The sequence below is a fragment of the Nonomuraea cavernae genome, assembly GCF_014646355.1.
Classification (GTDB): domain Bacteria; phylum Actinomycetota; class Actinomycetes; order Streptosporangiales; family Streptosporangiaceae; genus Nonomuraea; species Nonomuraea cavernae.
Genome location: NZ_BMNH01000012.1, coordinates 146397 through 169097, shown reverse-complemented (window position 1 = coordinate 169097; position 22701 = coordinate 146397). Strand labels below are relative to the sequence as shown.

23 protein-coding genes are annotated in these 22701 nt (G+C 72.3%); 12 read left to right on the top strand and 11 right to left on the bottom strand.

Features of this window, described 5'->3' with window-relative positions:
- Positions 1 to 85 precede the first annotated feature (85 nt).
- Positions 86 to 556: a nuclear transport factor 2 family protein gene (locus tag IEY82_RS20750; protein ID WP_225263443.1), complete on the top strand. Its 471-nt coding sequence runs from the start codon at positions 86 to 88 to the stop codon at positions 554 to 556.
- A 61-nt stretch (positions 557 to 617) separates the two neighbouring features.
- Here IEY82_RS20750 and IEY82_RS39240 read toward each other — a convergent pair whose 3' ends face one another.
- From IEY82_RS39240 to IEY82_RS20735, 3 genes are read right to left on the bottom strand one after another with little or no spacing between them, the layout of a single operon-like run.
- Positions 618 to 884, bottom strand: coding sequence for a nuclear transport factor 2 family protein (locus tag IEY82_RS39240; protein WP_263648330.1), 267 nt, complete (start codon positions 882 to 884; stop codon positions 618 to 620).
- Positions 881 to 1375: a nuclear transport factor 2 family protein gene (locus IEY82_RS20740; RefSeq protein WP_189125812.1), complete on the bottom strand. Its 495-nt coding sequence runs from the start codon at positions 1373 to 1375 to the stop codon at positions 881 to 883. The genes IEY82_RS39240 and IEY82_RS20740 overlap by 4 nt, the downstream gene beginning before the upstream one ends.
- On the bottom strand, positions 1372 to 2370 hold the full coding sequence (locus IEY82_RS20735) for an LLM class F420-dependent oxidoreductase (RefSeq protein ID WP_189125811.1): 999 nt from the start codon (positions 2368 to 2370) through the stop codon (positions 1372 to 1374). Before IEY82_RS20735 ends, IEY82_RS20740 begins: the two co-directional genes overlap by 4 nt.
- Positions 2371 to 2563: 193 nt before the next feature.
- On the opposite strand from IEY82_RS20735, the gene IEY82_RS20730 reads away from it, so the two are divergent.
- On the top strand, positions 2564 to 3454 hold the full coding sequence (locus IEY82_RS20730; RefSeq protein ID WP_189125810.1) for an IclR family transcriptional regulator: 891 nt from the start codon (positions 2564 to 2566) through the stop codon (positions 3452 to 3454).
- Positions 3455 to 3467: 13 nt separating this feature from the next.
- Here IEY82_RS20730 and IEY82_RS20725 read toward each other — a convergent pair whose 3' ends face one another.
- Positions 3468 to 4046, bottom strand: coding sequence for a flavin reductase family protein (locus IEY82_RS20725; protein ID WP_225263441.1), 579 nt, complete (start codon positions 4044 to 4046; stop codon positions 3468 to 3470).
- Positions 4047 to 4265: 219 nt separating this feature from the next.
- Here IEY82_RS20725 and IEY82_RS20720 point away from each other — a divergent pair, with 219 nt between their 5' ends.
- From IEY82_RS20720 to IEY82_RS20690, 7 genes are all read left to right on the top strand, one after another.
- Positions 4266 to 5138 (top strand): alpha/beta fold hydrolase, encoded by an 873-nt coding sequence (locus IEY82_RS20720; protein ID WP_225263439.1) that lies wholly within the window; start codon positions 4266 to 4268, stop codon positions 5136 to 5138.
- Positions 5135 to 6820 carry an FAD-binding protein gene (locus tag IEY82_RS20715; protein ID WP_189125809.1) on the top strand — a complete coding sequence of 562 codons (1686 nt, stop codon included), beginning with the start codon at positions 5135 to 5137 and terminating at the stop codon, positions 6818 to 6820. The genes IEY82_RS20720 and IEY82_RS20715 overlap by 4 nt, the downstream gene beginning before the upstream one ends.
- Before the next feature lie 20 nt (positions 6821 to 6840).
- The gene (locus tag IEY82_RS20710) at positions 6841 to 7869 is read left to right on the top strand and encodes a ferredoxin--NADP reductase (RefSeq protein WP_189125808.1); all 1029 of its coding nucleotides are present in this window, start codon (positions 6841 to 6843) and stop codon (positions 7867 to 7869) included.
- A gap of 104 nt (positions 7870 to 7973) precedes the next feature.
- Positions 7974 to 8759, top strand: coding sequence for a 2-keto-4-pentenoate hydratase (locus tag IEY82_RS20705; protein ID WP_189125807.1), 786 nt, complete (start codon positions 7974 to 7976; stop codon positions 8757 to 8759).
- A gap of 64 nt (positions 8760 to 8823) precedes the next feature.
- A complete protein-coding gene (locus IEY82_RS20700) occupies positions 8824 to 9726 on the top strand; it encodes an acetaldehyde dehydrogenase (acetylating) (RefSeq protein WP_189125806.1) in 903 nt (300 codons plus the stop codon).
- Positions 9727 to 9742: 16 nt separating this feature from the next.
- Positions 9743 to 10765, top strand: coding sequence for a 4-hydroxy-2-oxovalerate aldolase (gene dmpG, locus IEY82_RS20695; RefSeq protein ID WP_189125805.1), 1023 nt, complete (start codon positions 9743 to 9745; stop codon positions 10763 to 10765).
- 8 nt (positions 10766 to 10773) lie between these two features.
- A complete protein-coding gene (locus IEY82_RS20690; RefSeq protein WP_189125804.1) occupies positions 10774 to 11958 on the top strand; it encodes an acyl-CoA dehydrogenase family protein in 1185 nt (394 codons plus the stop codon).
- Positions 11959 to 12192: 234 nt separating this feature from the next.
- Here the strand turns inward: IEY82_RS20690 and IEY82_RS20685 are convergent, their stop codons facing one another.
- Together IEY82_RS20685 and IEY82_RS20680 are read right to left on the bottom strand one after the other, a co-directional pair.
- Positions 12193 to 12375 (bottom strand): cupin domain-containing protein, encoded by a 183-nt coding sequence (locus tag IEY82_RS20685; RefSeq protein ID WP_372459740.1) that lies wholly within the window; start codon positions 12373 to 12375, stop codon positions 12193 to 12195.
- Positions 12376 to 12401: 26 nt separating this feature from the next.
- Entirely contained in the window at positions 12402 to 13205 is an 804-nt protein-coding gene (locus IEY82_RS20680) for an SDR family NAD(P)-dependent oxidoreductase (protein ID WP_189125803.1), read from the bottom strand.
- 280 nt (positions 13206 to 13485) lie between these two features.
- Between IEY82_RS20680 and bphC the strand changes: the two genes are divergently transcribed.
- Entirely contained in the window at positions 13486 to 14415 is a 930-nt protein-coding gene (gene bphC / locus IEY82_RS20675; RefSeq protein WP_189125802.1) for a biphenyl-2,3-diol 1,2-dioxygenase, read from the top strand.
- A gap of 42 nt (positions 14416 to 14457) precedes the next feature.
- Positions 14458 to 15930 carry an FAD-dependent oxidoreductase gene (locus tag IEY82_RS20670; protein WP_189125801.1) on the top strand — a complete coding sequence of 491 codons (1473 nt, stop codon included), beginning with the start codon at positions 14458 to 14460 and terminating at the stop codon, positions 15928 to 15930.
- A gap of 99 nt (positions 15931 to 16029) precedes the next feature.
- Here the strand turns inward: IEY82_RS20670 and IEY82_RS20665 are convergent, their stop codons facing one another.
- Genes IEY82_RS20665 through IEY82_RS20655 form a run of 3 tightly spaced genes read right to left on the bottom strand, consistent with a single transcriptional unit; the run spans position 16030 to position 18265 of the window.
- A complete protein-coding gene (locus IEY82_RS20665; protein ID WP_189125800.1) occupies positions 16030 to 16824 on the bottom strand; it encodes an SDR family NAD(P)-dependent oxidoreductase in 795 nt (264 codons plus the stop codon).
- Positions 16821 to 17114: a ferredoxin gene (locus IEY82_RS20660; RefSeq protein ID WP_189125799.1), complete on the bottom strand. Its 294-nt coding sequence runs from the start codon at positions 17112 to 17114 to the stop codon at positions 16821 to 16823. The genes IEY82_RS20665 and IEY82_RS20660 overlap by 4 nt, the downstream gene beginning before the upstream one ends.
- Complete coding sequence (locus IEY82_RS20655; RefSeq protein ID WP_308015991.1) at positions 17111 to 18265, bottom strand: 3-ketosteroid-9-alpha-monooxygenase, oxygenase component; 1155 nt, start codon at positions 18263 to 18265, stop codon at positions 17111 to 17113. Before IEY82_RS20655 ends, IEY82_RS20660 begins: the two co-directional genes overlap by 4 nt.
- Before the next feature lie 172 nt (positions 18266 to 18437).
- On the opposite strand from IEY82_RS20655, the gene hsaA reads away from it, so the two are divergent.
- Complete coding sequence (hsaA, locus tag IEY82_RS20650) at positions 18438 to 19604, top strand: 3-hydroxy-9,10-secoandrosta-1,3,5(10)-triene-9,17-dione monooxygenase oxygenase subunit (protein ID WP_189125798.1); 1167 nt, start codon at positions 18438 to 18440, stop codon at positions 19602 to 19604.
- 128 nt (positions 19605 to 19732) lie between these two features.
- Here the strand turns inward: hsaA and IEY82_RS20645 are convergent, their stop codons facing one another.
- Both IEY82_RS20645 and IEY82_RS20640 read right to left on the bottom strand, forming a co-directional pair.
- Positions 19733 to 20989, bottom strand: coding sequence for an alpha/beta hydrolase family protein (locus tag IEY82_RS20645; RefSeq protein ID WP_225263437.1), 1257 nt, complete (start codon positions 20987 to 20989; stop codon positions 19733 to 19735).
- Positions 20986 to 22545, bottom strand: coding sequence for an FAD-dependent oxidoreductase (locus IEY82_RS20640; protein ID WP_189125797.1), 1560 nt, complete (start codon positions 22543 to 22545; stop codon positions 20986 to 20988). Before IEY82_RS20640 ends, IEY82_RS20645 begins: the two co-directional genes overlap by 4 nt.
- Positions 22546 to 22701: the final 156 nt, after the last annotated feature.

Below are 22701 nucleotides of genomic sequence, written 5' to 3'. Positions count from 1 at the left end.
AGGTGAGCGACCATGTGAGCGCCCCAGCGGGCGGTCCTTCGAGCGGCCTTTCGAGTGGCCTGTGAGCGGCCCGGTGAGCGGCCCGGTGAGTGGACTGGAGGCGGCCGACGTGGCCGGGCTCGCCGACCTGGTCTCCCGGTACGCGCTGTACGCCGACGAGCGGGACATCGCGGGGCTGACCGGGTTGTTCACCGGAGACGGTGTGCTCGTGCTGCCCGACCCGCCGCGCGAGCTGGAGCCGGTCCTGACGCGGACCGGGCCCGAGGAGATCGGCCGGGCGGTGTCCGCGCTGGACGGCTTCGTCCTGACCTTCCACGCGCTCTGCGGCCAGGTGTTCGACGTGGGGCCGGAGCCGGGCACCGCGACGGGCAGGGTGGCTTGTGTGGCGCACCACCTGGCCGAGCGCGACGGCGGGCCGTCCGACCTGGTGTGGCACCTGCGCTACCTCGACGCCTACCGGCAGGAGGCGGGCGCCTGGCGGATCATCCGGCGGGCGATCCGCATCGACTGGATCGAGACCCGGCCGGTGCGCCGCCTGCGCGGCCGGACCGGCTGAGGCCGGGGGAGCGCGGTCGGCCTGCGCGGGTCGAGACTCTCCGGTCCGAAGGAGAGTGCGGTCAGCCGGGCTGGAGGACTCCGACGTCGCCGATCGACATGGTCATGGCGAAGACCCGGGAGGTGAGCAGCCAGCCGGCCGGGGTGCGGGCCCAGTGGTCGTCGTACTCGCCGAGGCATTCGTAGGAGCGGCCCGCGAAGGGACCGGCGCCCTGATGGTGAACCCGGGCGTAGGTGAGGGAGCGGGCCCGGTCGCCGGACACCTCGACCCGGTGGTTGCCGAGCAGGTGCTGGGAGGCAGCCGAGGTGGGTGGCGACGCCCCTTTCAGGACGAGGCCGGGAGGTCGCCGGCCAGGAGTTCGGGTGACTCGGAGCGGCCGTCGAGGACGCGGTTGACGCGGGTGACGACCTGCCAGCCGTCCGGGCCCCGGCGCAGGGTCCAGTGGTTGGCGGTGGCGCGGCGGACCCTGAACCCGTCGCCGGAGCGGTCCCTGACGATCATCAGGGAGTAGCCGCGGGCGACCGCCTCGTCCCCGCTCACCGTGACGTGCGGGGCGCCGATGACGTGGGCGCAGCCGCGGGCGATCCAGCCCTGGTGCGCGTCGGAGCGGACCATGGCGGCGATCTCGTCCCGGCCGTTCATCAGCAGTTCGTCCACGTCGTACACGCCGGCGGGCTCCCAGAGCGCGGCGACGGCGTCGGCGCTGCCGCTGTCGACCAGCGGGCCGTAGGACAGGACGAGGCGGGTCACCTCCAGCTCGTCCTCCAGCCTGCGCGTGCGCTCCTCCAGCAGGGCGAGCCGCTCCTCGACGCCGGTCAACGGTCCTCCCCGAGACGAGCCGATCCGGTGGCCGATCCCGTGGCCGATCCGGTGGCCGATCCGGTGGCCGGTTCCGTGGCCGGTCCCGTGGTCACTCCCGGGGCCGGGTACGGTTCCGGGGCCGGTGGGCCGAAGTCGAGGCCGATCTCGACCCCGAGGGCGTGCAGTGCCTCCAACTGGTCGCAGTAGTGGGCGGACGAGGTGGCGGCCACGTAGACGGCCGCCACCGTGGCGCCCGCCTCACGGACCCGTTCCAGGGCGCGCGCGGCGGGGCCGGGCGAGCCCGTCGGGTCCACCGGGCGGCTGATGCCGAGCACGACGTCGAAGGCGTCGGGCAGGTCGGTCTCGCGGAGCATCGTGGCGAGCGTGTCCAGGGGCAGCCCGAACGGCGCCCAGCCGTCGCCGTGGGTCGTCGCTCGGCGCAGTGAGCGCCGGGTCTGGCCGCCGATCCACATCGGCACCCGAGGTTGCACCGCGTGCGGCTCCACCACGAATCCGGAGTAGTCGTAGTAGCGGCCGTGGAACTCCGGCTCCCGCCGCGAGAGGGAGGCGCGCAGGGCGGCGAGCGCCTCGTCGGCGCGCGGGCCGCGATCCTCGAACGGCACGCCGAGCAGCTCGAACTCCTCCTCCAGGCTGCCCACGCCCAGCCCGAGGGTGAGCCGCCCACCGCTGATCAGGTCGAGCGTGCCGTACCTCTTGGCGATCTCCAGGGGGTGGTGGTAGCCGAGCACGAGCACGTGGGTGGCCAGCCGGATGCGGCGGGTGCGGGCGGCGAGATAGCCGAGCGTGGCGAGCGGATCCCAGTAGGCGCCGCCGCGCTGCCGGGCCGCCTCGGCCGGCACGGCCACGTGCTCGCTGCAGGTGAGGTGGTGGTAGCCGAGCCGGTCGGCGGTCTCGGCGACGCGGCCCAGGTCGTCGGCGCCCGCCGTGGCCTCCCACTCCGAGTGGGTGCCCGGAAAGCGCACCACGATGGGACTCACTATGCCGATCCGCACCGGCTTCACCTCGCATCGTCTCTGGACCCTGGTTCGCGGAATTCTTTCTACTCAACCGGTCGCCGGGCTGACCTGCCGGTCTCACTGAACGGAATCGGACAGGACGGAGCGTACGGGTCGTTCGACGTCTTCCCACCGGGGCAGCGCGTTGCTATGGTCCAGACAAGAATTCATTTCAGTTTTGGGGGGTGTGATGGCCGCTCTCAGCACTGAGCAGGCTTCGCCGGCGGCGCCGCGACGGGACCTGCCGCCGTCGATGGTCGAGCGGATGACGCTGATCATGGACGCGTTCACCGGCCGTTCCACCCGGCTCACCCTTGAGGACGTCGCCCGCCGTACCCATCTCCCACGCTCCACGGCACACCGGATCCTCGACCAGCTCGTCCAGCTGAACTGGCTCGACCACACGTCCTTCGGCTATCGCCTGGGCAAGCGCGCACTCGGCCTCGGCGGCCGCGACGGCAGCCACGGCGAGATCCGCGAGGCGGCCGCGCCGCTGCTGCACGAGCTGCAGATCAAGACGGGGATGGTCGTCCACCTCGCGGTCCTCGACGGCGCGGAGGTCTTCTACCTGGACAAGGTCGGCGGCAGGTTCGCCCTGTCGGTGCCCTCGCGGGTGGGCGGCCGGGCGCCGGCCCACTGCACCGCGCTGGGCAAGGCGATCCTCGCCTGGCTGGAGCCGGAGCAGGTCGACACGCTGATCGACGGCCCCATCAGCCGGCTGACCAACCACACGATCGGCGACATCGCCACCCTGCACCAGGAGCTCAACCGGATCCGGCAGCGCCACGGCCTGGCCTTCGAGCGGGGGGAGTGCTTCCCGCAGATCTCCTGCGTGGCGGCGGCGATCCGCGGTCACGAGGGGCCGGTGGCGAGCATCTCCCTGGTCGGCGAGAGCCGTACCCCGTTGGAGAAGGTCGCCCCGCTCGTGGTCGACGCCGCGCGGCAGGCCGCGCTGACGCTCTTCCCTGGCCTGGAGAGCCCGCGGCGCACCCGCGCCGCCGCGCGGACGCCCGACCCCACCTGGTCCACCGAGACGATGAACCAGATGCTGGCCGTCGGCCAGGACGGCGACTGGCTGTGAGGCGCGAGGACGATCACCCCCAGTGGTCGCCCCAGCCCCACAGGTTGGGCCCCGGCGGCGCCTGATCGGCGGGCAGCGGCCGCTCGACGCCGAACCGGCCGCGGAAGAACAGCATCGGGCGCTGCTCGCGGACCGGCTCCAGCTCCACGACCCGGCCGATCACCACGTCGTGGTCGCCCGCCACGTGCACGTCGTGCACCTCGGCGTGCACCCGCAGCAGCACGTCGCGCAGCGCCGGCGTGCCCCATCGGGACAGGTCCCAGTCGAGCCCGTCGTACTTCCTGCCCTTGCTGGAGCCGAACCGGCCGCAGATGTCGACCTGCTCCTCGCCCAGCACGTTCACGCAGAAGCGGCCCGAGTCGCGGATCCGGGGCCAGGTGCGGCCGTTGTGGTCGGCGCAGAACAGGATCAGCGGCGGCTCCAGCGACACCGAGGCGAACGACTGGCACGCGAAGCCCACCGGCTCCTCGCCGTCCAGGCCGCTGATCACCGTCACGCCGCTCGCGAACATCCCCATCGCCCGCCGGAACTCCGCCGGGGTCGGCGCGCCGGGGTCCGGAGTGAACGGCGAGTCGGAGGATGCGGCTGTCATCAATTCACCTCGCGTACCGGGGGGTGGCTCGGATGACGAACGTACAAAAGCCCGTACGGCGCCCAGACGGCGGGATCCCGATGAGTGGAAGGGCTTTCCGCTCCGGCAGGCCCCCGACTCTCGTCGCCCGGCGTTCCGGTCCCGGTCTCGCTGATTGGGATGATCTCAGGGCTCGCCCGTTCTGTCCGATTACCTTCGACGAAGCCTACCTATGGACGGATGATGACCACGGAGCTGACCCACGAGTCGACCCTGCGCGAGCTCGCCACCGAGGAGGGGGTGCTGCGCTACCACGAGGCAGGCCAGGGCCCGCCGCTGCTGCTCCTGCACGGTTCGGGCCCCGGCGTCACGGGCTGGCGCAACTACCGCGACAACCTGGCCACCCTGTCCGAGCGGTTCCGCTGCCTGGTCCTGGAGTTCCCCGGGTTCGGGGTCAGCGACCCGACCGACCGGCACCCCATGGTCGCGGCGGGCGGCGCGGTGATCCGCTTCCTCGACGGGCTCGGCCTCCAGCAGGTGGATGTGATCGGCAACTCCATGGGCGGCATCGTGGCCGCCCAGGTGGCCATCGCCAACCCCGACCGGGTGCGCCGGCTCGTCACCATCGGGGGCATCGGCCGCAACCTGTTCAGCCCGGGCCCCGGCGAAGGCATCAACCTGCTCATGGAGTTCACCGAGAACCCCACCCGGCAGGCGCTGATCCAGTGGCTCCACTCCATGGTGTACGACCCGGCCCTCGTCACCGAGGAGCTCATCGAGGAGCGCTGGGCCCAGGCCACCGACCCGGCCACGCTGGCCGCCGCCCGCCGGATGTACGGCAGGGCCGCGTTCGCCGCCCAGCGGGCCCACGCGGCCGCCTCCGACGCGCCGCCGTACTGGGCGATGCTGCACAAGCTGAAGGCCAGGACGCTGATCACGTGGGGCCGCGACGACCGGGTCAGCCCGCTCGACATGGCCCTCGTCCCGATGCGCACCATCCCCGACGCCGAGCTGCACGTCTTCCCCGACTGCGGCCACTGGGTGATGATCGAGCAGAAGGCCGCCTGGGAGAGCGCCGTGCTGGCCTTCCTGACCAGGAAGGATGGCCGGTGACCGGCTGGGACCACGAGTTCGACCTCGTCGTCGTCGGGAGCGGCGGCGGTGGCATGACCGCCGCGCTGACGGCGCGCGACAGCGGACTGTCGGTGGTGGTGGTCGAGAAGGGCTCGAAGTACGGCGGCAGCACCGCGATCTCCGGCGGCGGCGTCTGGATCCCGAACAACCCCACCCTGCGGGCCAGGGGGCACGACGACAGCCGAGAGTCGATCCGCCGCTACCTCGACCTGCTGACCGGCGGCCGGGTCCCGGCGGCCCGGCTCGACGCGTACGTCGACCACGGCCCGGCCGCGATGGAGCTGCTCGGCACGAGCAGGTGGATGCGCTTCTTCTGGACCAAGGGCTACGCCGACTACCACCCCGAGCTCGACGGCGGCCGGCCGCTCGGGCGGTCGATCGAGGCGGTGCCGTTCGACACCCGCAAGCTCGGCGAGGACGAGAGGTACCAGCGGCCCAACAGCATGAAGGGCCCGCTGGGCCTGTGGATCACCGGCAAGGACTACCACGACCTGGCCATGGTCAAGCGCACCTGGCGCGGCCGGTGGGCCTCCGTCGTCGCCGCCTGGCGGGTCTCCTCGAACGTGGTCCGCCGCCGGCACATGGCCACCGGCGGGCGGGCGCTCGTCGCCCGGCTGCGGATGGCGCTCAAGGACGCGGACGTCCCGCTCTGGCTGAAGACCCCCATGAAGGACCTCGTCACCGGCGACGACGGCGCCGTCACCGGCATCGTCGCCGAGCGCGACGGCCAGCCCGTGCGGATCCGCGGCCGGCTCGGCGTGCTGCTGGCGACCGGCGGCTTCGACCACAACCGGGAGCTGCGGGCGAGGTACCTGCCCGAGGGCGGACAGGCCGACTTCGGCATGGGCGCCCGGGAGAACACCGGCGACGGCATCCTGGCCGGCGAGCGGCTCGGCGCCGCGCTCGACCTGATGGACGACGCCTGGTGGATGCCCGCCGTGCGGCACCCCGCCGGGGCGACCATCCCGCTGGTGTCGGAGCGGTGCATCCCGCCGTCGATCATCGTGTCGGCCCAGGGCACCCGGTTCACCAACGAGTCGTCCCCGTACGTGAACTTCGTGCACGACCAGCTCGCGGGCGGGCACGTACCGGCCTGGTTCGTGATGGACGCCAAGGCCCGCGCCCGCTACCCGTTCGCGCAGATCCTGCCCGGGATGCCGATCCCCAAGGAGTTCTACGACCAGGGCATCGCGTTCACCGCCACCACGCTCGGCGAGCTGGCCGGGAAGATCGGCGTCCCGGCCGAGGCGCTGGCCGGGACCGTGGCCCGGTTCAACCGGTTCGCCGAGGCCGGCCGGGACGACGACTTCGGCCGCGGCGACAGCGCCTACGACCGCTACTACGGCGACCCGACCCTGCCCAACCCGAACCTCGACGTCATCGACAGGGCCCCCTTCTACGCGTTCCGGATCGAGGTCGGCGACCTCGGCACCAAGGGCGGCCTGGTGTGCGACGAGCACAGCCGGGTGCTGCGCGGCGACGGCTCGGTGATCGACGGCCTCTACGCCACGGGCAACACCTCGGCGTCGGTCATGGGCAACGAGTACGCCGGACCCGGCGCCACGATCGGCCCGTCGATCGTCTTCGGGTACATCGCCGCGCGGCACGCCGCCTCCAGAGCGCGCTCGGGCGGGCAGGTCACGCTGCCCCACTCGGCGTGACGGCGGGGACGGAGACGGCCATGACGCAACCGGCATCGCTCAAGGTCCGAGTCGTCGAGGTGATCCGCGAGACACCGGACGCCCACTCGCTCGTGCTGGAGCCCGCCGACGGCGACGACTCCCGGCTCGGCTACCGGCCCGGCCAGTTCCTCACCGTACGGGTGCCGACCAGCCGGCCGGAGGGCGCGGCGCGCTGCTACTCGCTCAGCAGCTCGCCCGTCTGCGACGACAGGCTCAAGGTGACCGTCAAACGCACCCGGGACGGCTACGGATCCAACTGGATCTGCGACAACGTCACCGAGGGTGACGTGCTGGAGGTGCTGCGGCCCTCGGGCACGTTCACCCCGTCCTCGCTCGACGACGACCTGCTGCTCTTCGCGGGCGGCAGCGGCATCACCCCGGTGATGTCGATCCTCAAGTCGTGCCTGCGCGGCGGGACGGGCGCCGTCACCCTGGTCTACGCCAACCGGGACGAGCGGTCGGTCATCTTCCGTGACGAACTGGTCGCGCTGGCCGCCGAGCACGGCGAGCGGCTGACGGTCGTGCACTGGCTGGAGTCGGTGCAGGGCCTGCCGACCGCGGCCGGACTGGCCGCGCTGGCCAGGCCGTACGCGGGCCGGGAGGCGTTCGTGTGCGGGCCGGAGCCGTTCATGGACGTCGTCACGGCGATCCTCGCCGGGATGGGCGCGCCCCGGGTCCACGTCGAGCGGTTCGAGTCGCTGGCGGGCGACCCGTTCGCCGAGTCCGGCGTGGTGATCGACGAGGCGGCCCCCGGCGGCACGGCCGAGGTCGAGCTGGACGGCCGGACGACGACGGTGGCGTGGCCGGCCGGCGCCAAGCTGCTCGACGTGCTGCTGGCCGCCGGCCTGGACGCGCCGTACTCGTGCCGCGAGGGGTCGTGCAGCGCGTGCGCCTGCGTGCTGCTGGAAGGGGAGGTCACGCTGGAGCACAACACGGTGCTGGACGAGCGCGACCTGGCCGACGGGCTGATCCTGTCCTGCCAGGCGATCCCGGTCAGCGAACACGTCAAGGTCACCTACGACGGCTGAACCCGCCCGCGCCACCGGCGGCTCCCACTGAGCGGGAAGCGCGCACCGGCGTGGCGGCCATGACTGGAACCCTTACCCCGACGTCGACATCTGCGGAGGACTGGATGCTGGAAGAGGCGCAGCGGGCCGCCGCGGCCGAGCGGCTGCGGGTGGCCGAACGGGACCGGGCCCCGATCGGGCCGCTGACCGAGTCCTTCCCGGACATCGACGTGGTGGACGCGTACGAGATCCAGCTCGCCGGCATCCGTGGGCGGCTCGCCGCCGGCGCCCGGGTCCTCGGGCACAAGGTGGGGCTGTCCTCCCTGGTGATGCAGCAGATGATGGGCGTCGACGAGCCCGACTACGGGCACCTGCTCGACGACATGGCGCTGTCGGAGGACGTGCCGATCCAGGTGGATCGCTACTGCTACCCGCGGATCGAGGTCGAGATCGGCTACGTGCTCGGCGCGAGCCTGCCCGGCGAGGGGTGCACCGAGGCGGACGTGCTGGCCGCGACCGAGTACGTGGTGCCGAGCATCGAGCTGATCGACAGCCGGATCCGCGACTGGAAGATCGGCCTGGCCGACACGATCGCCGACAACGCGTCCTCGGCCGGCGTGCTGCTCGGCGCCGCCCGGGTGAGCCCGGCCGAGCTGGACCCGGCCGACGTGGAGGCGGTGCTCTACCAGGACGGCCAGGAGGTCGCCCGGGGCAACACCAGCGCCGTCCTGGGGAACCCGACCACCGCCGTGGCCTGGCTGGCCAGGAAGGTCGCCTCGTTCGGGGTGAAGCTCGAAGCGGGGCACGTCATCCTGCCCGGCTCCTGCACCAGGGCGATCGACGTGCGCCCTGGCGACGCCTTCCGCGCCGAGTTCGCCGGGCTCGGCTCCGTGACCGCTCGATTCACATGAGTTCGCACGAGTACGCACGAGTACGCACGAGTTTGGCTGAGTCAGACGAAATGAGGTTGGGACTGTGACCAAGGCGACCGCCGCGATCGTCGGCTCTGGCAACATCGGGACCGACCTGATGTACAAGCTGCTGCGCTCCGAGCTGATCGAGCCGCGCTGGATGATCGGCGTCGAGCCCGACAGCCCCGGGCTCAAGCGCGCCGGGGCCGAGGGCCTGACCGCCTCCGCCGAGGGAGCCGGCTGGCTGCTCGCCCAGGACGAGCGGCCCGACCTCGTCTTCGAGGCCACCTCGGCGTACGTGCACAAGGAGAACGCGCCGAAGTACGCGGCCCTCGGCATCCAGGCGGTCGACCTCACCCCGGCCGCGCTCGGCCCGGCCGTGGTGCCCGCCGTGAACCTCGGGGCGCACCTCGACGCGCCCAACGTCAGCCTGATCACCTGCGGCGGGCAGGCGACGATCCCCATCGTGCACGCCGTCTCGCGGATCACCGAGGTGGCCTACGCCGAGATCGTGGCCAGTGTCGCCTCGCCGTCGGCCGGGCCCGGCACGCGGGCCAACATCGACGAGTTCACCCGCACCACCGGCCGGGGCATCGAGACGATCGGCGGCGCCGCCAAGGGCAAGGCGATCATCATCCTGAACCCGGCCGAGCCGCCGATGCTCATGCAGGACACGATCTTCTGCTCGACCCCCGAGGACGCCGACCGCGAGGCCGTCGCCTCCTCGATCAAGGAGATGGTGGCCGCCGTGGCGTCGTACGTGCCCGGCTATCGGCTGCGTGCCGAGCCGCAGTTCGACGACCCCACGCCGGTGAGCGGCAGGCTCGCCCGGGTCGCCGTGTTCGTCGAGGTCGAGGGCGCGGGCGACTACCTGCCGCCGTACTCCGGCAACCTCGACATCATGACCGCAGCCGCCACCAAGGTCGGTGAGGGCTTCGCGCAGCGGCTCCTCGCCGAGCGCTCCTAGCACAGGGAGATCATCCATGCCTTACAGCGCCGACCTGGACATCCGGGTCACCGACTCGTCGCTGCGCGACGGCTCCCACGCCAAGCAGCACCAGTTCACGGTCGAGCACGTGCGCTCCATCGTGGCCGCGCTCGACGAGGCGGGCGTGCCGGTCATCGAGGTCACGCACGGCGACGGCCTGGGCGGCTCGTCGTTCAACTACGGCTTCAGCCACACCCCCGAGCAGGAGCTGATCAAGGCCGCGGTGGCGACCGCGAAGCGGGCCAGGATCGCGTTCCTGATGCTGCCCGGCCTCGGCATCCAGGACGACATCCGCGAGGCGGCCGACAACGGCGCGAGCATCTGCCGGATCGCCACCCACTGCACCGAGGCCGACATCTCGGTCCAGCACTTCGGCCTGGCCAGGGAGCTGGGGCTGGAGACGGTCGGGTTCCTGATGATGGCGCACAGCCAGCCGCCGGAGGTGCTCGCCAAGCAGGCCCGGATCATGGCCGACGCGGGCTGCCAGTGCGTGTACGTCGTCGACTCGGCCGGCGCGCTGATCATGGAGCAGACCGGCGACCGGATCGCCGCCCTGGTGTCCGAGCTCGGGTCCGACGCGCAGGTGGGCTTCCACGGGCACGAGAATCTCGGCCTCGGCGTCGCCAACTCGGTCATCGCCGTGCGTGCGGGGGCCCTGCAGATCGACGGCTCGACCCGCCGGTTCGGCGCGGGCGCGGGCAACACGCCCGTCGAGGCGTTCGCCGCCGTCACCGAGCGGCTCGGCATCCGCACCGGCATCGACACCCTCAAGATCATCGATGCCGCCGAGGACGTCGTACGCCCGATCATGGACGGCGAGTGCCAGCTCGACCGGCTGACGCTCACCATGGGCTACGCCGGTGTCTACTCCAGTTTCCTCAAGCACGCCGACCGCCAGGCCGCCAAGTACGGCGTGTCCGGAGCCGAGATCCTCATCGAGGCCGGGCGCCGCAACCTCGTCGGCGGTCAGGAAGACCAGCTCATCGAAATCGCAGTCGCCCTCGCGGCGAAGAAGTGAGAGAAGCCATGGCCAATCCGGTACTCGAAGCGGTCACCCAGCGGGCCGAGGAGATCAGCGCGCTCGGCCCCGCGAACGAGGCACTGGGCAGACTGGACGACCAGGCGGCCAAGGTGCTGCGCGAATCGGGCGCCATCCGGATGCTCCAGCCGTCCGGGCACGGCGGCCTCGAACTGCACCCGCGCGAGTTCGCCGAGACCGTCATGAAGATCGCCGGCCTGGACGGCTCGACCGGCTGGGTCACCGGCGTGGTCGGCGTGCACCCCTGGGAGATGGCGTTCGCCGACCCCAGGGTGCAGCAGGAGATCTGGGGCGAGAACCAGGACACCTGGATCGCCTCCCCGTACGCGCCGATGGGCATCGCCCGGCCGGTCGACGGCGGATACGTCTTCAACGGCCGCTGGCAGTTCTCCTCCGGCACCGACCACTGCGACTGGATCTTCCTCGGCGGCATGCTCGGCGACGCCGACGGCAACATGGCCAAGCCCCCGACCTCGCTGCACCTGATCCTGCCGCGCTCCGACTACGAGATCGTCGACGACTCCTGGGACGTGGTCGGCCTGCGCGGCACTGGCAGCAAGGACATCATCGTCAAGGACGCGTTCGTCCCCGACTACCGGGTGATCCCGTTCTCGAAGGTGGTGGACGGCACCGCCGCCAGGGAGGCCGGGCTCGTCAACCCGACCTACCACCTGCCGTTCTCCGCCGCGTTCCCGCTCGGCATCAGCGCCTCGGTGATCGGCATCGCCGAGGGCGCGCTCGCGCACCACCTGGCGTACCAGAAGGGCCGGGTGCAGATCACCGGCACCAAGATCAAGGACGATCCGTACGTGCTCTACGCGATCAGCGAGGCGGCGGCGGACATCGCGGCGGCGCGCTCGGCGCTGCTCGACAACGTCTCGCGCATGTACGACGTCGTGGCCACCGGCCGCGAGGTCACCTTCGGCGAGCGGGCCGTGGGCCGCCGCACCCAGGTCCAGGCGGTCTGGCGGGCGGTCCGCGCGGTGGACGAGATCGTGGCGCGCTCCGGCGGCAACGCCATGCGCGTGGACAACCCGATCCAGCGCTTCTGGCGCGACGCGCACGTGGGCCTCACCCACGCGATCCACGTGCCGGGCTCGGTCTTCCACGTCTCCGCGCTGACCGAGCTGGACATCGAGCCGCCGCAGGGGCCGATGCGCTCGATGATCTGAGTCGGCATGAGGGTCGAACGAACGCGATCCTCCACGTCGAGGTCGACCTGCACCAGCCGCGCTCGGCGGAGCTCGCCGCCCTCGTTCCCGGCGTGGTCCGGAAGAACGGGCGCACCGTGGCGTTCGACACCGAGACGATGACGGCCGCCTACGGCCTGCTCCAGCTCATCGTCCTGCTCACCCAGATCGGGCCGTGAGTGATGGCGCGTGTGCTGAATTCACGTCCTGCGACGGTCAGTGCCCGGACGGTGCCAGATGGGCCCGCTCTCCCTGCGCGCCGAACAGGGTGAGCAACTCGGCCGGCTGGTCGTCGGCGCTGCCGATCCAGTGCGGCACGCGGGTGTCGAACTCCGCGGCCTCGCCGACGCCGAGCCGGAACTCCCGCTCGCCGAGCACGAACCTGATCGACGGGTCCACCGGCCGCTGACCAGCCGTGCCGGTCGTCAGGAGGCGTCGAGGTCGGGGGCCCAGGCGACGCCGTTGATGTGCGATCCGCCGTCCACGAAGAGCGTGTTGCCGGTGAGGTAGCGGGCGTCCTCGCTGGACAGGAACAGCACGACGGGCGCGATGTCCTGCTCCGGGTCGCCCATCCGTCCCATCGGGTTGGACCGGTCGGCCGCCGCGGCGAGCTCCGGGTTCGCCGCCATCCTCCGGTTGAACGCCGCGCTCTTCGCGCCGGGGCAGACCGCGTTGACCACGACCCCGGTGGGCGCCCACTCCCTGGCGGCGGTGCGGGTGAGCGCCCGCAGCGCCTCCTTGGCCGAGTTGTACTCCAGGGTGCCCATGTGGGCGTTGACCCCGTTCAGGGAGCACATGTTGACCACGCGGCCCCAGCCCTGCCTCTTCATGTGCGGGAACGCCGCCCGCATCGCCCAGAACGGCCCGTAGTAGCCCATGGCGAAGCCCTGGCCGAGTTGTTCGTCCGTCTTGTTCTCGACCCGGCCGAGCCCGCCCACACTGCCCCAGGCGTTGTTGACCAGGATGTCGACCCCGCCCCAGGTCCGCACCGCGACGTCCACCATGGCCTCCACCCGCGCCCTGTCGGTGACGTCCGTGGCCAGGAACCGGGCGTCGGCCCCGAACTCGTCGCTCAGCTCCAGGGCGGTGCGCCGGCCGGTCTCCTCGTCGATCTCGGCCACGAGGATCCGCGCGCCCTCGGCGGCGAAGCGGCGGGCCACGCCCCTGCCGATCCCGTCGCCGCCACCGGTGATGATCGCCGTCCGCCCGTCCAGCCGCCCGGAGCCCATGAGGCCCGCCTCCCGCTCGTCGAAAATACGGATCGTGGGGAACCTAGCGCCGCGCCGGGGGACGCCTGGGGATGGATTCCGATCACTGGGATTCCATTCGGGCGGCCTCGTGAGCCCGTACCGGACCTGGAGGACCGGCCCCGGCGGGCGGTGACTCTCACTCAGCGGGAGGCCGGGGGCGGTCCCGGGCGGTCTCTGCCACCTTGGGGTGGACATGAGGCCGCCACGGACCGGAGGGCTCGATGCTCGACCTCTACATCGGCAGATTGGATGGGGGAACGTGACGCAGATCCGAGGACTTGGTTATCTCAAGGTCCAGACGCGTGACATCGACCGCTGGCGCGAGCTCGTGATCGACGGGCTCGGATTCGCGGAAGGATCCGGGCCCGACCCGGACACCCTGTACCTCCGGATGGACGAGCGCCAGGCACGCCTCATCGTGGTGCCCGGCGACACCGACCGGGTGCTCGCCGTCGGCTGGGAGGTGCGCGACCAGTTCGCGCTCGCCACCGTCGGCAGGGCCGTCGAGGCGTCCGGCACACCGGTCAAGATGCTCGACGAGCAGCAGGCCGCCGAGCGCGCGGTGGAGCAGGTCATCACGTTCACCGACCCGGCCGGCGTCCCGGTCGAGATCTTCTTCGGTCCGGTGCTCGACCACAGCCCCGTCGTCACCGGGATGGCGCAGAAGTTCGTCACCGGGCCGCAGGGGATGGGCCACGTCGTGCTGCCCACCACCGCCATGGACGAGACCGTCTCCTTCTACACCGAGGTGCTGGGCTTCCTGCCGCGCGGCGCCATGAAGGTCGGCGGCGGCCGGCCGCCCGTCCGGCGGGTCCGCTTCCTCGGGATCAACCAGCGCCACCACAGCCTGGCCATCTGCCCCGCGCCCTTCGCGGGCGACCCGGGGCTGGTGCACCTGATGGTCGAGGTCGACAGCCTCGACGCGGTCGGGATGGCGCTCGACCGGGTGGGCAAGAGCGGCTTCTCCATCTCCTCGACGCTGGGCCGGCACACCAACGACAAGATGGTCTCCTTCTACGTCCGCGCGCCCGGCGGCTGGGACATCGAGTACGGCACCGACGGCATGCTCGTCGACGAGACCTACTACACGGCCGAGGAGATCACGGCCGACAGCTACTGGGGCCACGACTGGTCCGGGTCCGAGCCGCTCGCCGCCTTCGTCCCCAAGTCCGTCGCCACCACGTCCTGAACGGATCCCCATGAAGCGTGTGCCGCGAGGGAGGGGCGTCGCGTGACCGCCACGCCCTCGGTGGAGCCCGTGAGCGCCGGCTCGCTGACGGGTTTCGACCATGAATGTGACGTGCTCGTGGTCGGCTTCGGCTGCGCCGGCGCCGCCGCCGCGTTCGAGGCCGCGGCGGCGGGCGCCGACGTGCTGGTGCTGGAACGCGCGGGCGGGCCCGGCGGCTCGTCCGCGATGTCCGGCGGCGAGCTCTACCTCGGCGGCGGTACGGCGCTGCAGAAGGCGTGCGGGTTCGACGACGACCCGGACAACATGTTCGCCTACCTCAGGGCCGCCCTCGGGCCGCACGCCGACGAGGAGAAGCTGCGGCTCTACTGCGACGGCAGCGTCGAGCACTTCGAGTGGTTCCGCGCCCGGGGCCTGACGTTCAACGAGTCGCTGTACGACGCGCCGAGCTGGATGCCGCCGACCACGGACGGCCTGATGTGGCTGGGGGAGAACGCCCACCCCTACAACACCCTCGCCCGCCCGGTGCCGCGCGGCCACCGGCCGGCGACCGAGTCCTTCGGCGGCTGGCTGATCATGGAGCGGCTGGTCGCCGCGGCCAAGGCCGCCGGGGCGACCGGCCACGAGGACACGCGGGCCACCAACCTGGTCGTGGACGACGACGGCCGGGTCATCGGGGTCGTGGCGCACCGCTACGGCGACCCGGTCACCTACCGCGCCCGCAGCGCGGTCGTGCTCACCACCGGCGGCTTCGTCGACAACGAGGAGATGCTCGCCCACCACGCCCCGGTGCTCCTCGGCCACGGCAAGGTCAGCGCCGGCCTCGACGACGGGAGCGGCATCCGGATGGCCACCGCGCTCGGCGCGGCCACCCGGCGGATGGCCTCCGTGGAGGTCGCGCTGACGGCGCTCCCCGCCATGCTGGTGCGCGGCCTGCTCGTCAACGGGCTCGGCCAGCGGTTCATCAACGAGGACGTCTACCCCGGCCTGTTCAGCCACGCCGCCGTGGTGCACCAGCCCGGACCGTACTGGGCGATCATCGACGAGGAGGGCTTCGAGGACATCCCCGCGCGCGACCTGTGGGGCGTGCGGCCGCGCCATGTCACCGAGACCCTGGCCGAGCTGGAGGAGGCGCTCGGCATGCCGCCCGGCGCGCTGGAGGCCACCGTCACCGCCTACAACCGGCACGCCGAGCGCAAGCGGGACCCGTACTTCCACAAGGACCCCAAGTGGCTGCGGCCGCTCCGGCCGCCGTTCGCCGCCGCCGACCCGCGCGGCGGGTTCGGCGGCCGGGAGGAGCAGGGGACCGGCGTGGCCGGCTTCACCCTCGGCGGGCTGCACACCACCGTCGACGGCGCCGTGCTGAACCAGTCGGGCCGGCCCATCCCCGGCCTGTACGCGGCCGGCCGGGCCGGAGCAGGGATCCACGGCCAGGGGTACGTCAGCGGCACCTCGCTCGGCGACGGCACCTTCTTCGGCCGCCGCGCGGGCCGGCACGCCGCGACGGCGTCCGAATAGCCACGGCGACGCCGAACAGCCACGGCGGAAGGCGCGACACGCGAAGAAGGCGGCCACCGGATGGTGGGCCGCCTTCTTCGCGTGGGCACGCGCGAGGGCTCAGCTCGGGGGCGGGACGAGCCGCCTGGTCGCCTCGTACGCGCCGCGCACCAGCTCGGCGCGGGCCGGGCCGCTGCGCTTGACGGTGGCGGCGTGGTTGCCGCCCGCGACCCAGACCGGGCCGTCGGCCAGGTGTTCCAGACCCTCGCGCGCCACGTCGTCGGGGTCCGCGATGTTCAGCCCCGGGAGGTCCATCCGCAGCCCGGCGCGTTCCATGGCCGGGGTGCGGGTGATGCCGAGGACGAGTTCGAGCACGTGCACGCCGTGCTCGCCGAGCTCCTGCCAGAGCCCCTCGGCGAAGATCCGGCAGAACGCCTTGACCGCCGAGTAGACGCTGATCTGCGGCTGGCCCAGATAGCCCGCCAGCGAGCCGACCAGCAGGACGCCACCCCGGCCGCGTTCCCTCATCAGCGCGCCGAAGTGGTGCACCAGCGCGAGCTGCGCCGTGATGTTGAGGTCGATCACGTCGCGGAACCGGTCCAGGTCGCCGGTCACGAACTCGTGGCCGTAGCTGTTGGCGCCCGCGTTGTAGATCAGCAGGCCGACCTCCAGCTCGTCGGTCACCGCGCGGAGCGTCCGCAGGGCGTCCGGGTCGAGCAGGTCGAGCTGGACGGTGCGGACCTCGACGCCCGTCGCCCGGACCTTCGCCGCGGTCTCGTCGAGCGGTCCGGGCTTGCGGGCGATCAGCACCAGGTTGAACCCGGCCTCCGCCAGCAGGCGCGCGAACGACGCGCCCACCCCCTCGGAGCCGCCGGCGATCACGGCCCAGGGGCCGTACACGTTCTTGTCGATCACTCTTGCCCGTCCTCCGTCCCGGCGTCGGGCACCGTGACCACGCCGTCCAGCACCGCTCGCCTGATCGAGTCGGACAGTGCCGCGCACCCCGTGAACGCCTCGCCGTTCGGCCCTCCGCCCGGAGCGGCGGCACGTCGTTCCAGGCAGGCGTTCACGGACTCGGAGTCCCACTGGATGCTGGTCTGGTGCCAGCTCGCCTTGCGCACGCCCACGGCGGCGCCGCACTGCAGGCAGCTCAGCGGCTGCATGGGCGCGCCGTCGAGCAGCCTGTTGTCCGTGCGGATCGTCATGGTGTCCGGCTCTCGGCGGCCCGCCGCGCCAGGTTCGCCTCGACCTCCTGCTTCCACACCTCGGTCGGCCGGGTGGTGTCGAGCTCGAACTCGAAGCGCTCCACCATCTCCGGCCGGACGTCGGCCACGTCCACGTAGAACTGCTCGTACCAGCGGCGGAGCTGGTAGACCGGCCCGTCCTCCTCGCACAGCAGCGGGTTGTCGATGCGCGTCTTGTGCTTCCAGATCTGCACGTCCTGGTCGAAGCCCCGCAGGATGAAGTCGCCCAGTTTGACGGCCATGGCATCGGCCGCGCCCGCCGGGAGCTTGTCGCTGCGCCGCACGATGATGCCCGAGTGCAGGACGAACGAGTTGGCGTCGATCGGGTAGTGGGCGTTGATCAGGACGGAATGGAGGTCCATGTCGTCGTAGTGGTAGGTCAGGTCGTCGATCATGAACGACGGGCCGTGGTAGGACGCGACCGAGGTGTTGCCGCGCATCTGCGGCTCGCCGTTCTTGGCGGGCGGGCGCGCGTCGGGACGGCCCACGCCCTTCATGATCTGTGTGGCGACCGGGCCCTCGAAGATGTTCTTGAAGTACGTCGGGAACGAGTAGTGCACGTAGAAGAAGTGCGCCATGTCGACGATGTTGTCCACGACCTCGCGGCAGTTGGTGTCGACCACGATCTCTTTCCAGACCCACGTCGTCCACTCGTCGCTCGTGGCGCCCTCGATGCGGGGGATCGTCACCTCGGGCGGCGGCGGGTTGCCCTCCGGGTCGTTCCAGACGAACAGCAGGCCGTCCTGGTCCATCGTGGTCCACGCGGAGGTGCGGGCGCGCAGCGGGACGCGGCGCGAGTAGGGGATCTGCTTGCAGCGGCCGTCGCCGCCCCAGCGCCAGTCGTGGAACGGGCAGGCGATCTCGTCACCCTTGATCGTGCCCTGGGACAGGTCGGCGCCCATGTGCCGGCAGTAGGCGTCGAGCACGTTGAGCCTGCCGTCGCCGCTCTGGAAGATCACGAGCTTCTGGCCGAAGGCGTTGACGGTGTGCGGTCTGCCGTCCTTGAACCTCTCCGACAGGCCGAGGCAGTGCCAGCCTCTGGCGAATCGCGTGGGCACCGCTTCCGCCTCGATCGCGCGGACGCCGTCGGTGCCGGCTTCTGCTGCAGTCACGTCTATCCAACCCTTCAGGACGCACTTGTCTCCGTTCGTCAACGTAGGAGCTGGGAAGCGCGACCGGACGATGAGTCCCATTGGGCGGGATGCCCCGGACACGCGCAGGCCGGTGCGACGCACCATCATGGACGGCACCTGCCCGACGAGCGCGACACGGAGCGTCAAGACGATGAGTGACGAGGTTCTGGACTCGGTTCGCACGCTACTGCCGAGGTTCGCCGAGCGTGCCCGGTCCACCGACGAGGAGCGGCGGGTCCCGGAGGAGACGATCAGGGAGCTCCTCGACGCCGGGGTCTTCCGGATGCTGCAGCCCAAGCGCTACTCCGGCGCCGAGGGCGACCCGGCGCTGTTCTTCACGGTCGTCCGGGAGATCTCCGCCGTGTGCGGGTCCACCGGCTGGCTGGTCTCCGTGCTCGGGGTGCACGCCTGGCAGCTCGGCCTGTTCGCCGAGGCGGCGCAGGACGAGGTCTGGGGGGACGACCCGGACGTGCTGGTGTCGTCGTCGTACGCTCCCATCGGCCGGCTGACGCCCGTGCGGGGCGGCTACCGGGTGTCCGGCCGGTGGCGGTTCTCCTCCGGGTGCGAGCACGCGTCCTGGGCGCTGGTCGGCGGCCTGGTCGTGGGCGAGCAGGGCAGGCCGGTGGACTTCATGACCGTGCTGGTGCCCCGAACCGAGTACGTGATCGAGGACGTCTGGGACGTCATCGGGCTGCGCGGGACGGCCAGCAACGACATCATCGTGGAGGACGTGTTCGTGCCCGACCACCGCGTCATGCGCAACTACGAGCAGGCGCAGCTGCGCGGCCCCGGCCAGAAGGTCAACACCGGCCCGCTCTACCGGATGCCGTTCGGCGGCATGTTCACGACCACGATCACCGCGCCCGTGATCGGCATGGCGGCCGGCTGCTACCGGTCCTACGTCACCGCGATGCGCGACCGGGTCCGCCTCAGCCTGGGCGGCGGCCGGTTCGCCGAGGACCAGTTCGCCCAGGTCGCGGTGGCCAGGGCCGCGTCGGAGATCGACGCGGCCGTCCTGCAGACCGACCGCAACATCCGCGAGCTGTACGAGCACACCGTCAGGGGCGAGCCGATCCCCATGAAGCTGCGGCTGCGGCTGCGCAGGGACCAGGTCCGCGCCACCGAGCGGGCGCTGGAGGCGATCGACATCCTGTTCAAGACCGCCGGCGGGAGCTCGCTCAGCCGCGGCAACCCCATCGAGCGCGCCTGGCGCGACGCGCACGCGGGCAGCGTGCACGTCGCCAACGACGTCGAACGGGCCCTCGCGATGTACGGCAAGGGCGAGTTCGGCCTGTCCATCGAGGCCGACCTGGTCTGACGGGTTCGCCGGTGGCCCCTGGCACCGGTCCGGCGCGCCCGGCCCCTCGGCGAAGCCGGGCAGCGGTCCGGCGCCCCCGGTCCCGCCTGGTGAGGCCGGGACCGGACGCGCCGGTGGTCGGGCGAGGGTCAGCAGGTGGTGGCGGGGGTCTGTCCGGCGAGGATCGCCTTGGTGAAGGCCAGGGCGTCATCGAAGGACCTCGGGACCGCGCCCCGGTGGTCGGCGCCGTCGTAGACCCGGTAGGTGACCTTCGGGGTCTGCCGGCACAGGTCGGCCACGATCAGGTCCGTCGTCTGCTTGGGCACCAGGCCGTCGTGCGTGCCCTGGGCGACCAGGGTCGGCACCGTGACGCGCAGGCCGACGGGTTCCTGCGCCCGCAGGTAGGCGGTGAGCGGGGCCAGGTCGGCGTCCGTCCTGATCACCTGGCTGACGGGGGTGACCGCGGCCACCTCGCGCACCTGGGCCACGCACGCCGTGCGGGCGGCCGCGAGCAGCGGACGCATCTCGTCCGTCAGGATCTCCTCGGGCTTGACGGCCGGCTCGGCGGCCGAGGCGCCGATGAGGATCGTGGGCAGGAAGGCCAGGGCGTCCACCGGCGCGGGCAGGTTGTCGCGGAAGTAGGGCACGGTCTGGCTGAGCCCCCACCCGCCCGGCGCGATCGACACCGCGCCGCGCAGCCGCGGCCCCTTCCTCGTGTCGTTCGCGGCGGCCGTGACCAGCGCGGCGTGCCCGCCCTGACTGTGCCCCACCGTGAACCAGTCACGCCCCACCCGGCGGTCCACCCCGCGCGCCGCGCGCACGATGTCGATCACGGTGTTGGCGGCGCTGCGGCTGTTCATGTACGGGTGCTCGCCCGGCGTGCCGAGCCCTTCGTAGTCGGTCTGCACGACGGCGAAGCCACGGGCCACCCAGGCGTCGAGCGTGGGCCGCATCGCGGACACGTAGGCGTGCGCCGGCCCGTTCTCGTCGTCCTTCGAGGGGGCGCAGACGTCGGCCGTCCCGGTCGTGCCGTGCGCCCAGCTGATCACCGGCCAGCCGCCGCGCGGGGGCGCCGTCTTCGGCACCGACACCGTGCCGGACACCACGACGCGCTTGCCGGTGGCGCCCTCGGAGAGGTAGGTGACGGACCAGGTGCGCGCCGCGCTCGGCAGCGCCGCCCCGCCCTTCAGCGGGCGGGCGGTCAGCAGCTTGCCACGCGGGCCGGAGACCGCCGGGACACGCGCGCCCTCGGCAGTGGAAGTGACAGCGGTGCGCGAGGCTGCCGCGTCGGCAGAGGCCGCAGAGGCCGCAGAGGCCGTGGGTGCTGTGGCCGCCGTCGCGGTCAGGGCGGCCAGGGTCACCGCCGTCGCGCGGCGCAGCAAAGCGGTGGTACGGGGGGATTTCACGAGTGATCCTTCCGAGAGGTGCCGGTCCCGGCCATGTCGTGTACCGCCCGGTAGGCGAACACCATGGCCGAGCCGATGGGGACGCCCGGGCCGGGGTAGCAGCGGCCGGCGAACGACGCGCTGGTGTTGCCCGCGGCGTACAGGCCGGGGATCGGCCGGTCGTCCCGGTCGAGCACCCTGGCGTCCGGGTCTGTGCGCAGGCCGCCCTTGGTGCCGAGGTCGCTGAGGACCATGCGCGCGGCGTAGAAGGGCGGCCGGTCCACCGGGACCAGGCACGGGTTGCCGTCCGGCGAGGCGCCGGTGAAGAACCGGTCGTAGGGGTCCTCGCCCCGGTGGAAGTCCTCGTCGACGCCGGTGGCGGCGAAGCCGTTGAAGCGTTCGACGGTCGCCGTCAGGGCGTCGCCCGGCACGCCGATCAGCTCGGCCAGCTCGGCCAGGCCGTCGGCCCGTACCCAGGTGCCCGCCGCGAGGTGCTCCTCCGCCGGGCGGCCGGGCACCGTGATGGCCGGCAGCCGCCCGCCGTTACGGGAGTCGAAGATCAGGTACGCGGGCACGCGGCCGGGCCCGGCGGCCATCTCGCGGCCCATCCGGTCGTACGGCAGCGACTCGTTGGCGAACCTGCGGCCCGACGCGTCGACCATGAGCCCGCCGTGGAAGCCCAGCGTGAAGGCGGCCCCGCCGTCCGGCTGCGCCACGCCGGGACACCACCACGCCTCGTCCATCAGGCCGGTGGCGGCGCCGATCGCGGTGGCGGCCAGGAGCGGCTCGCCGGTGTTGACGCCGCGCGGGGCCATCGTCCATCCGGCCGCGCCGGGGACGCCGTTCTTCTCGCGCATCGCGTCGTTGCCCTCGAAGCCGCCGGCGGCCAGCAGGACGCCCCGGGCGGCGCGCAGCCGTACCGGGCCGTCGGCCGTGCCGGCCTCGACGCCGGTCACCCGGCCGTCCTCGACGATCAGGCGGGTGACGGAGGTGCCGGTGCGCACGGTGCCGTTCCCCGTCGTGACCAGGGCGAGGAGCAGCCGGCCGATGAGCGCCCGGCCGGCCGACAGCGGTCCCTCGGGATGGCCGAGGCCCGCGCGGTCGCGGTCCACCGGCGGGCGGACCAGGGCGGCGAGCTCGCCGAGCCGTTCGGCGGGCAGGTCCAGCGGCACGAAGGAACGTCCGGCGGCCGACCGGCCCGGTGCGGCGAAGTAGTCGGGGAACGGCCGGAACGCGAAGTCGATGGCCGGGTCGCGCTCCAGGAACGCGACGACCTCAGGCGCGGTCTCCAGGAACGCCTCACGCCGCTCGGCCTCCGCCTCGCCCAGCAGGGCCGTGAGGTAGGCGCGCGCCGACTCCGTCGAGTCGCCGATGCCGGCCCGCTGCTGCACCTGGCTGCCCGGCAGCCACACGGCCGCGCCCGCGTAGGCGGACGTGCCGCCCACCAGCGCCGTCTTCTCCAGCACGACCGTGCGCAGCCCGCGCCCCGCCGCGGCGAGCGCGCCGGTCAGAGCCCCGGCGCCGGACCCGGCCACCACCACGTCGTACTCGTCGTCCCACGGTTCGGCGCCCGCCATGACCGTCCCTCCTGCCGATCGCTGATCGCACTGCCCCCAGGCAAGCGCAGGGCAGGGGGTGGCGGCGGCTCCGTCCCACTCACCGGTATGGACGATTGGCGGAGGGGCCGGTGGCCGTGTGTATCGTCGTTCCGACACCAGACGGACAGGGGGAAG

What these genes read in the sequence shown, in the direction of transcription:
- IEY82_RS20690 (WP_189125804.1), top strand. Translation starts at nt 10,774, where the DNA reads ATGGCCAATCCGGTACTCGAAGCGGTCACCCAGCGGGCCGAGGAGATC.
- IEY82_RS20640 (WP_189125797.1), bottom strand. Translation starts at nt 22,545, where the DNA reads ATGGCGGGCGCCGAACCGTGGGACGACGAGTACGACGTGGTGGTGGCC.
- IEY82_RS20720 (WP_225263439.1), top strand. Translation starts at nt 4,266, where the DNA reads ATGATGACCACGGAGCTGACCCACGAGTCGACCCTGCGCGAGCTCGCC.
- hsaA (WP_189125798.1), top strand. Translation starts at nt 18,438, where the DNA reads ATGAGTGACGAGGTTCTGGACTCGGTTCGCACGCTACTGCCGAGGTTC.
- IEY82_RS20710 (WP_189125808.1), top strand. Translation starts at nt 6,841, where the DNA reads ATGACGCAACCGGCATCGCTCAAGGTCCGAGTCGTCGAGGTGATCCGC.
- IEY82_RS20660 (WP_189125799.1), bottom strand. Translation starts at nt 17,114, where the DNA reads ATGACGATCCGCACGGACAACAGGCTGCTCGACGGCGCGCCCATGCAG.
- IEY82_RS20705 (WP_189125807.1), top strand. Translation starts at nt 7,974, where the DNA reads ATGCTGGAAGAGGCGCAGCGGGCCGCCGCGGCCGAGCGGCTGCGGGTG.
- IEY82_RS20680 (WP_189125803.1), bottom strand. Translation starts at nt 13,205, where the DNA reads ATGGGCTCCGGGCGGCTGGACGGGCGGACGGCGATCATCACCGGTGGC.
- dmpG (WP_189125805.1), top strand. Translation starts at nt 9,743, where the DNA reads ATGCCTTACAGCGCCGACCTGGACATCCGGGTCACCGACTCGTCGCTG.
- IEY82_RS20730 (WP_189125810.1), top strand. Translation starts at nt 2,564, where the DNA reads ATGGCCGCTCTCAGCACTGAGCAGGCTTCGCCGGCGGCGCCGCGACGG.
- IEY82_RS20725 (WP_225263441.1), bottom strand. Translation starts at nt 4,046, where the DNA reads ATGACAGCCGCATCCTCCGACTCGCCGTTCACTCCGGACCCCGGCGCG.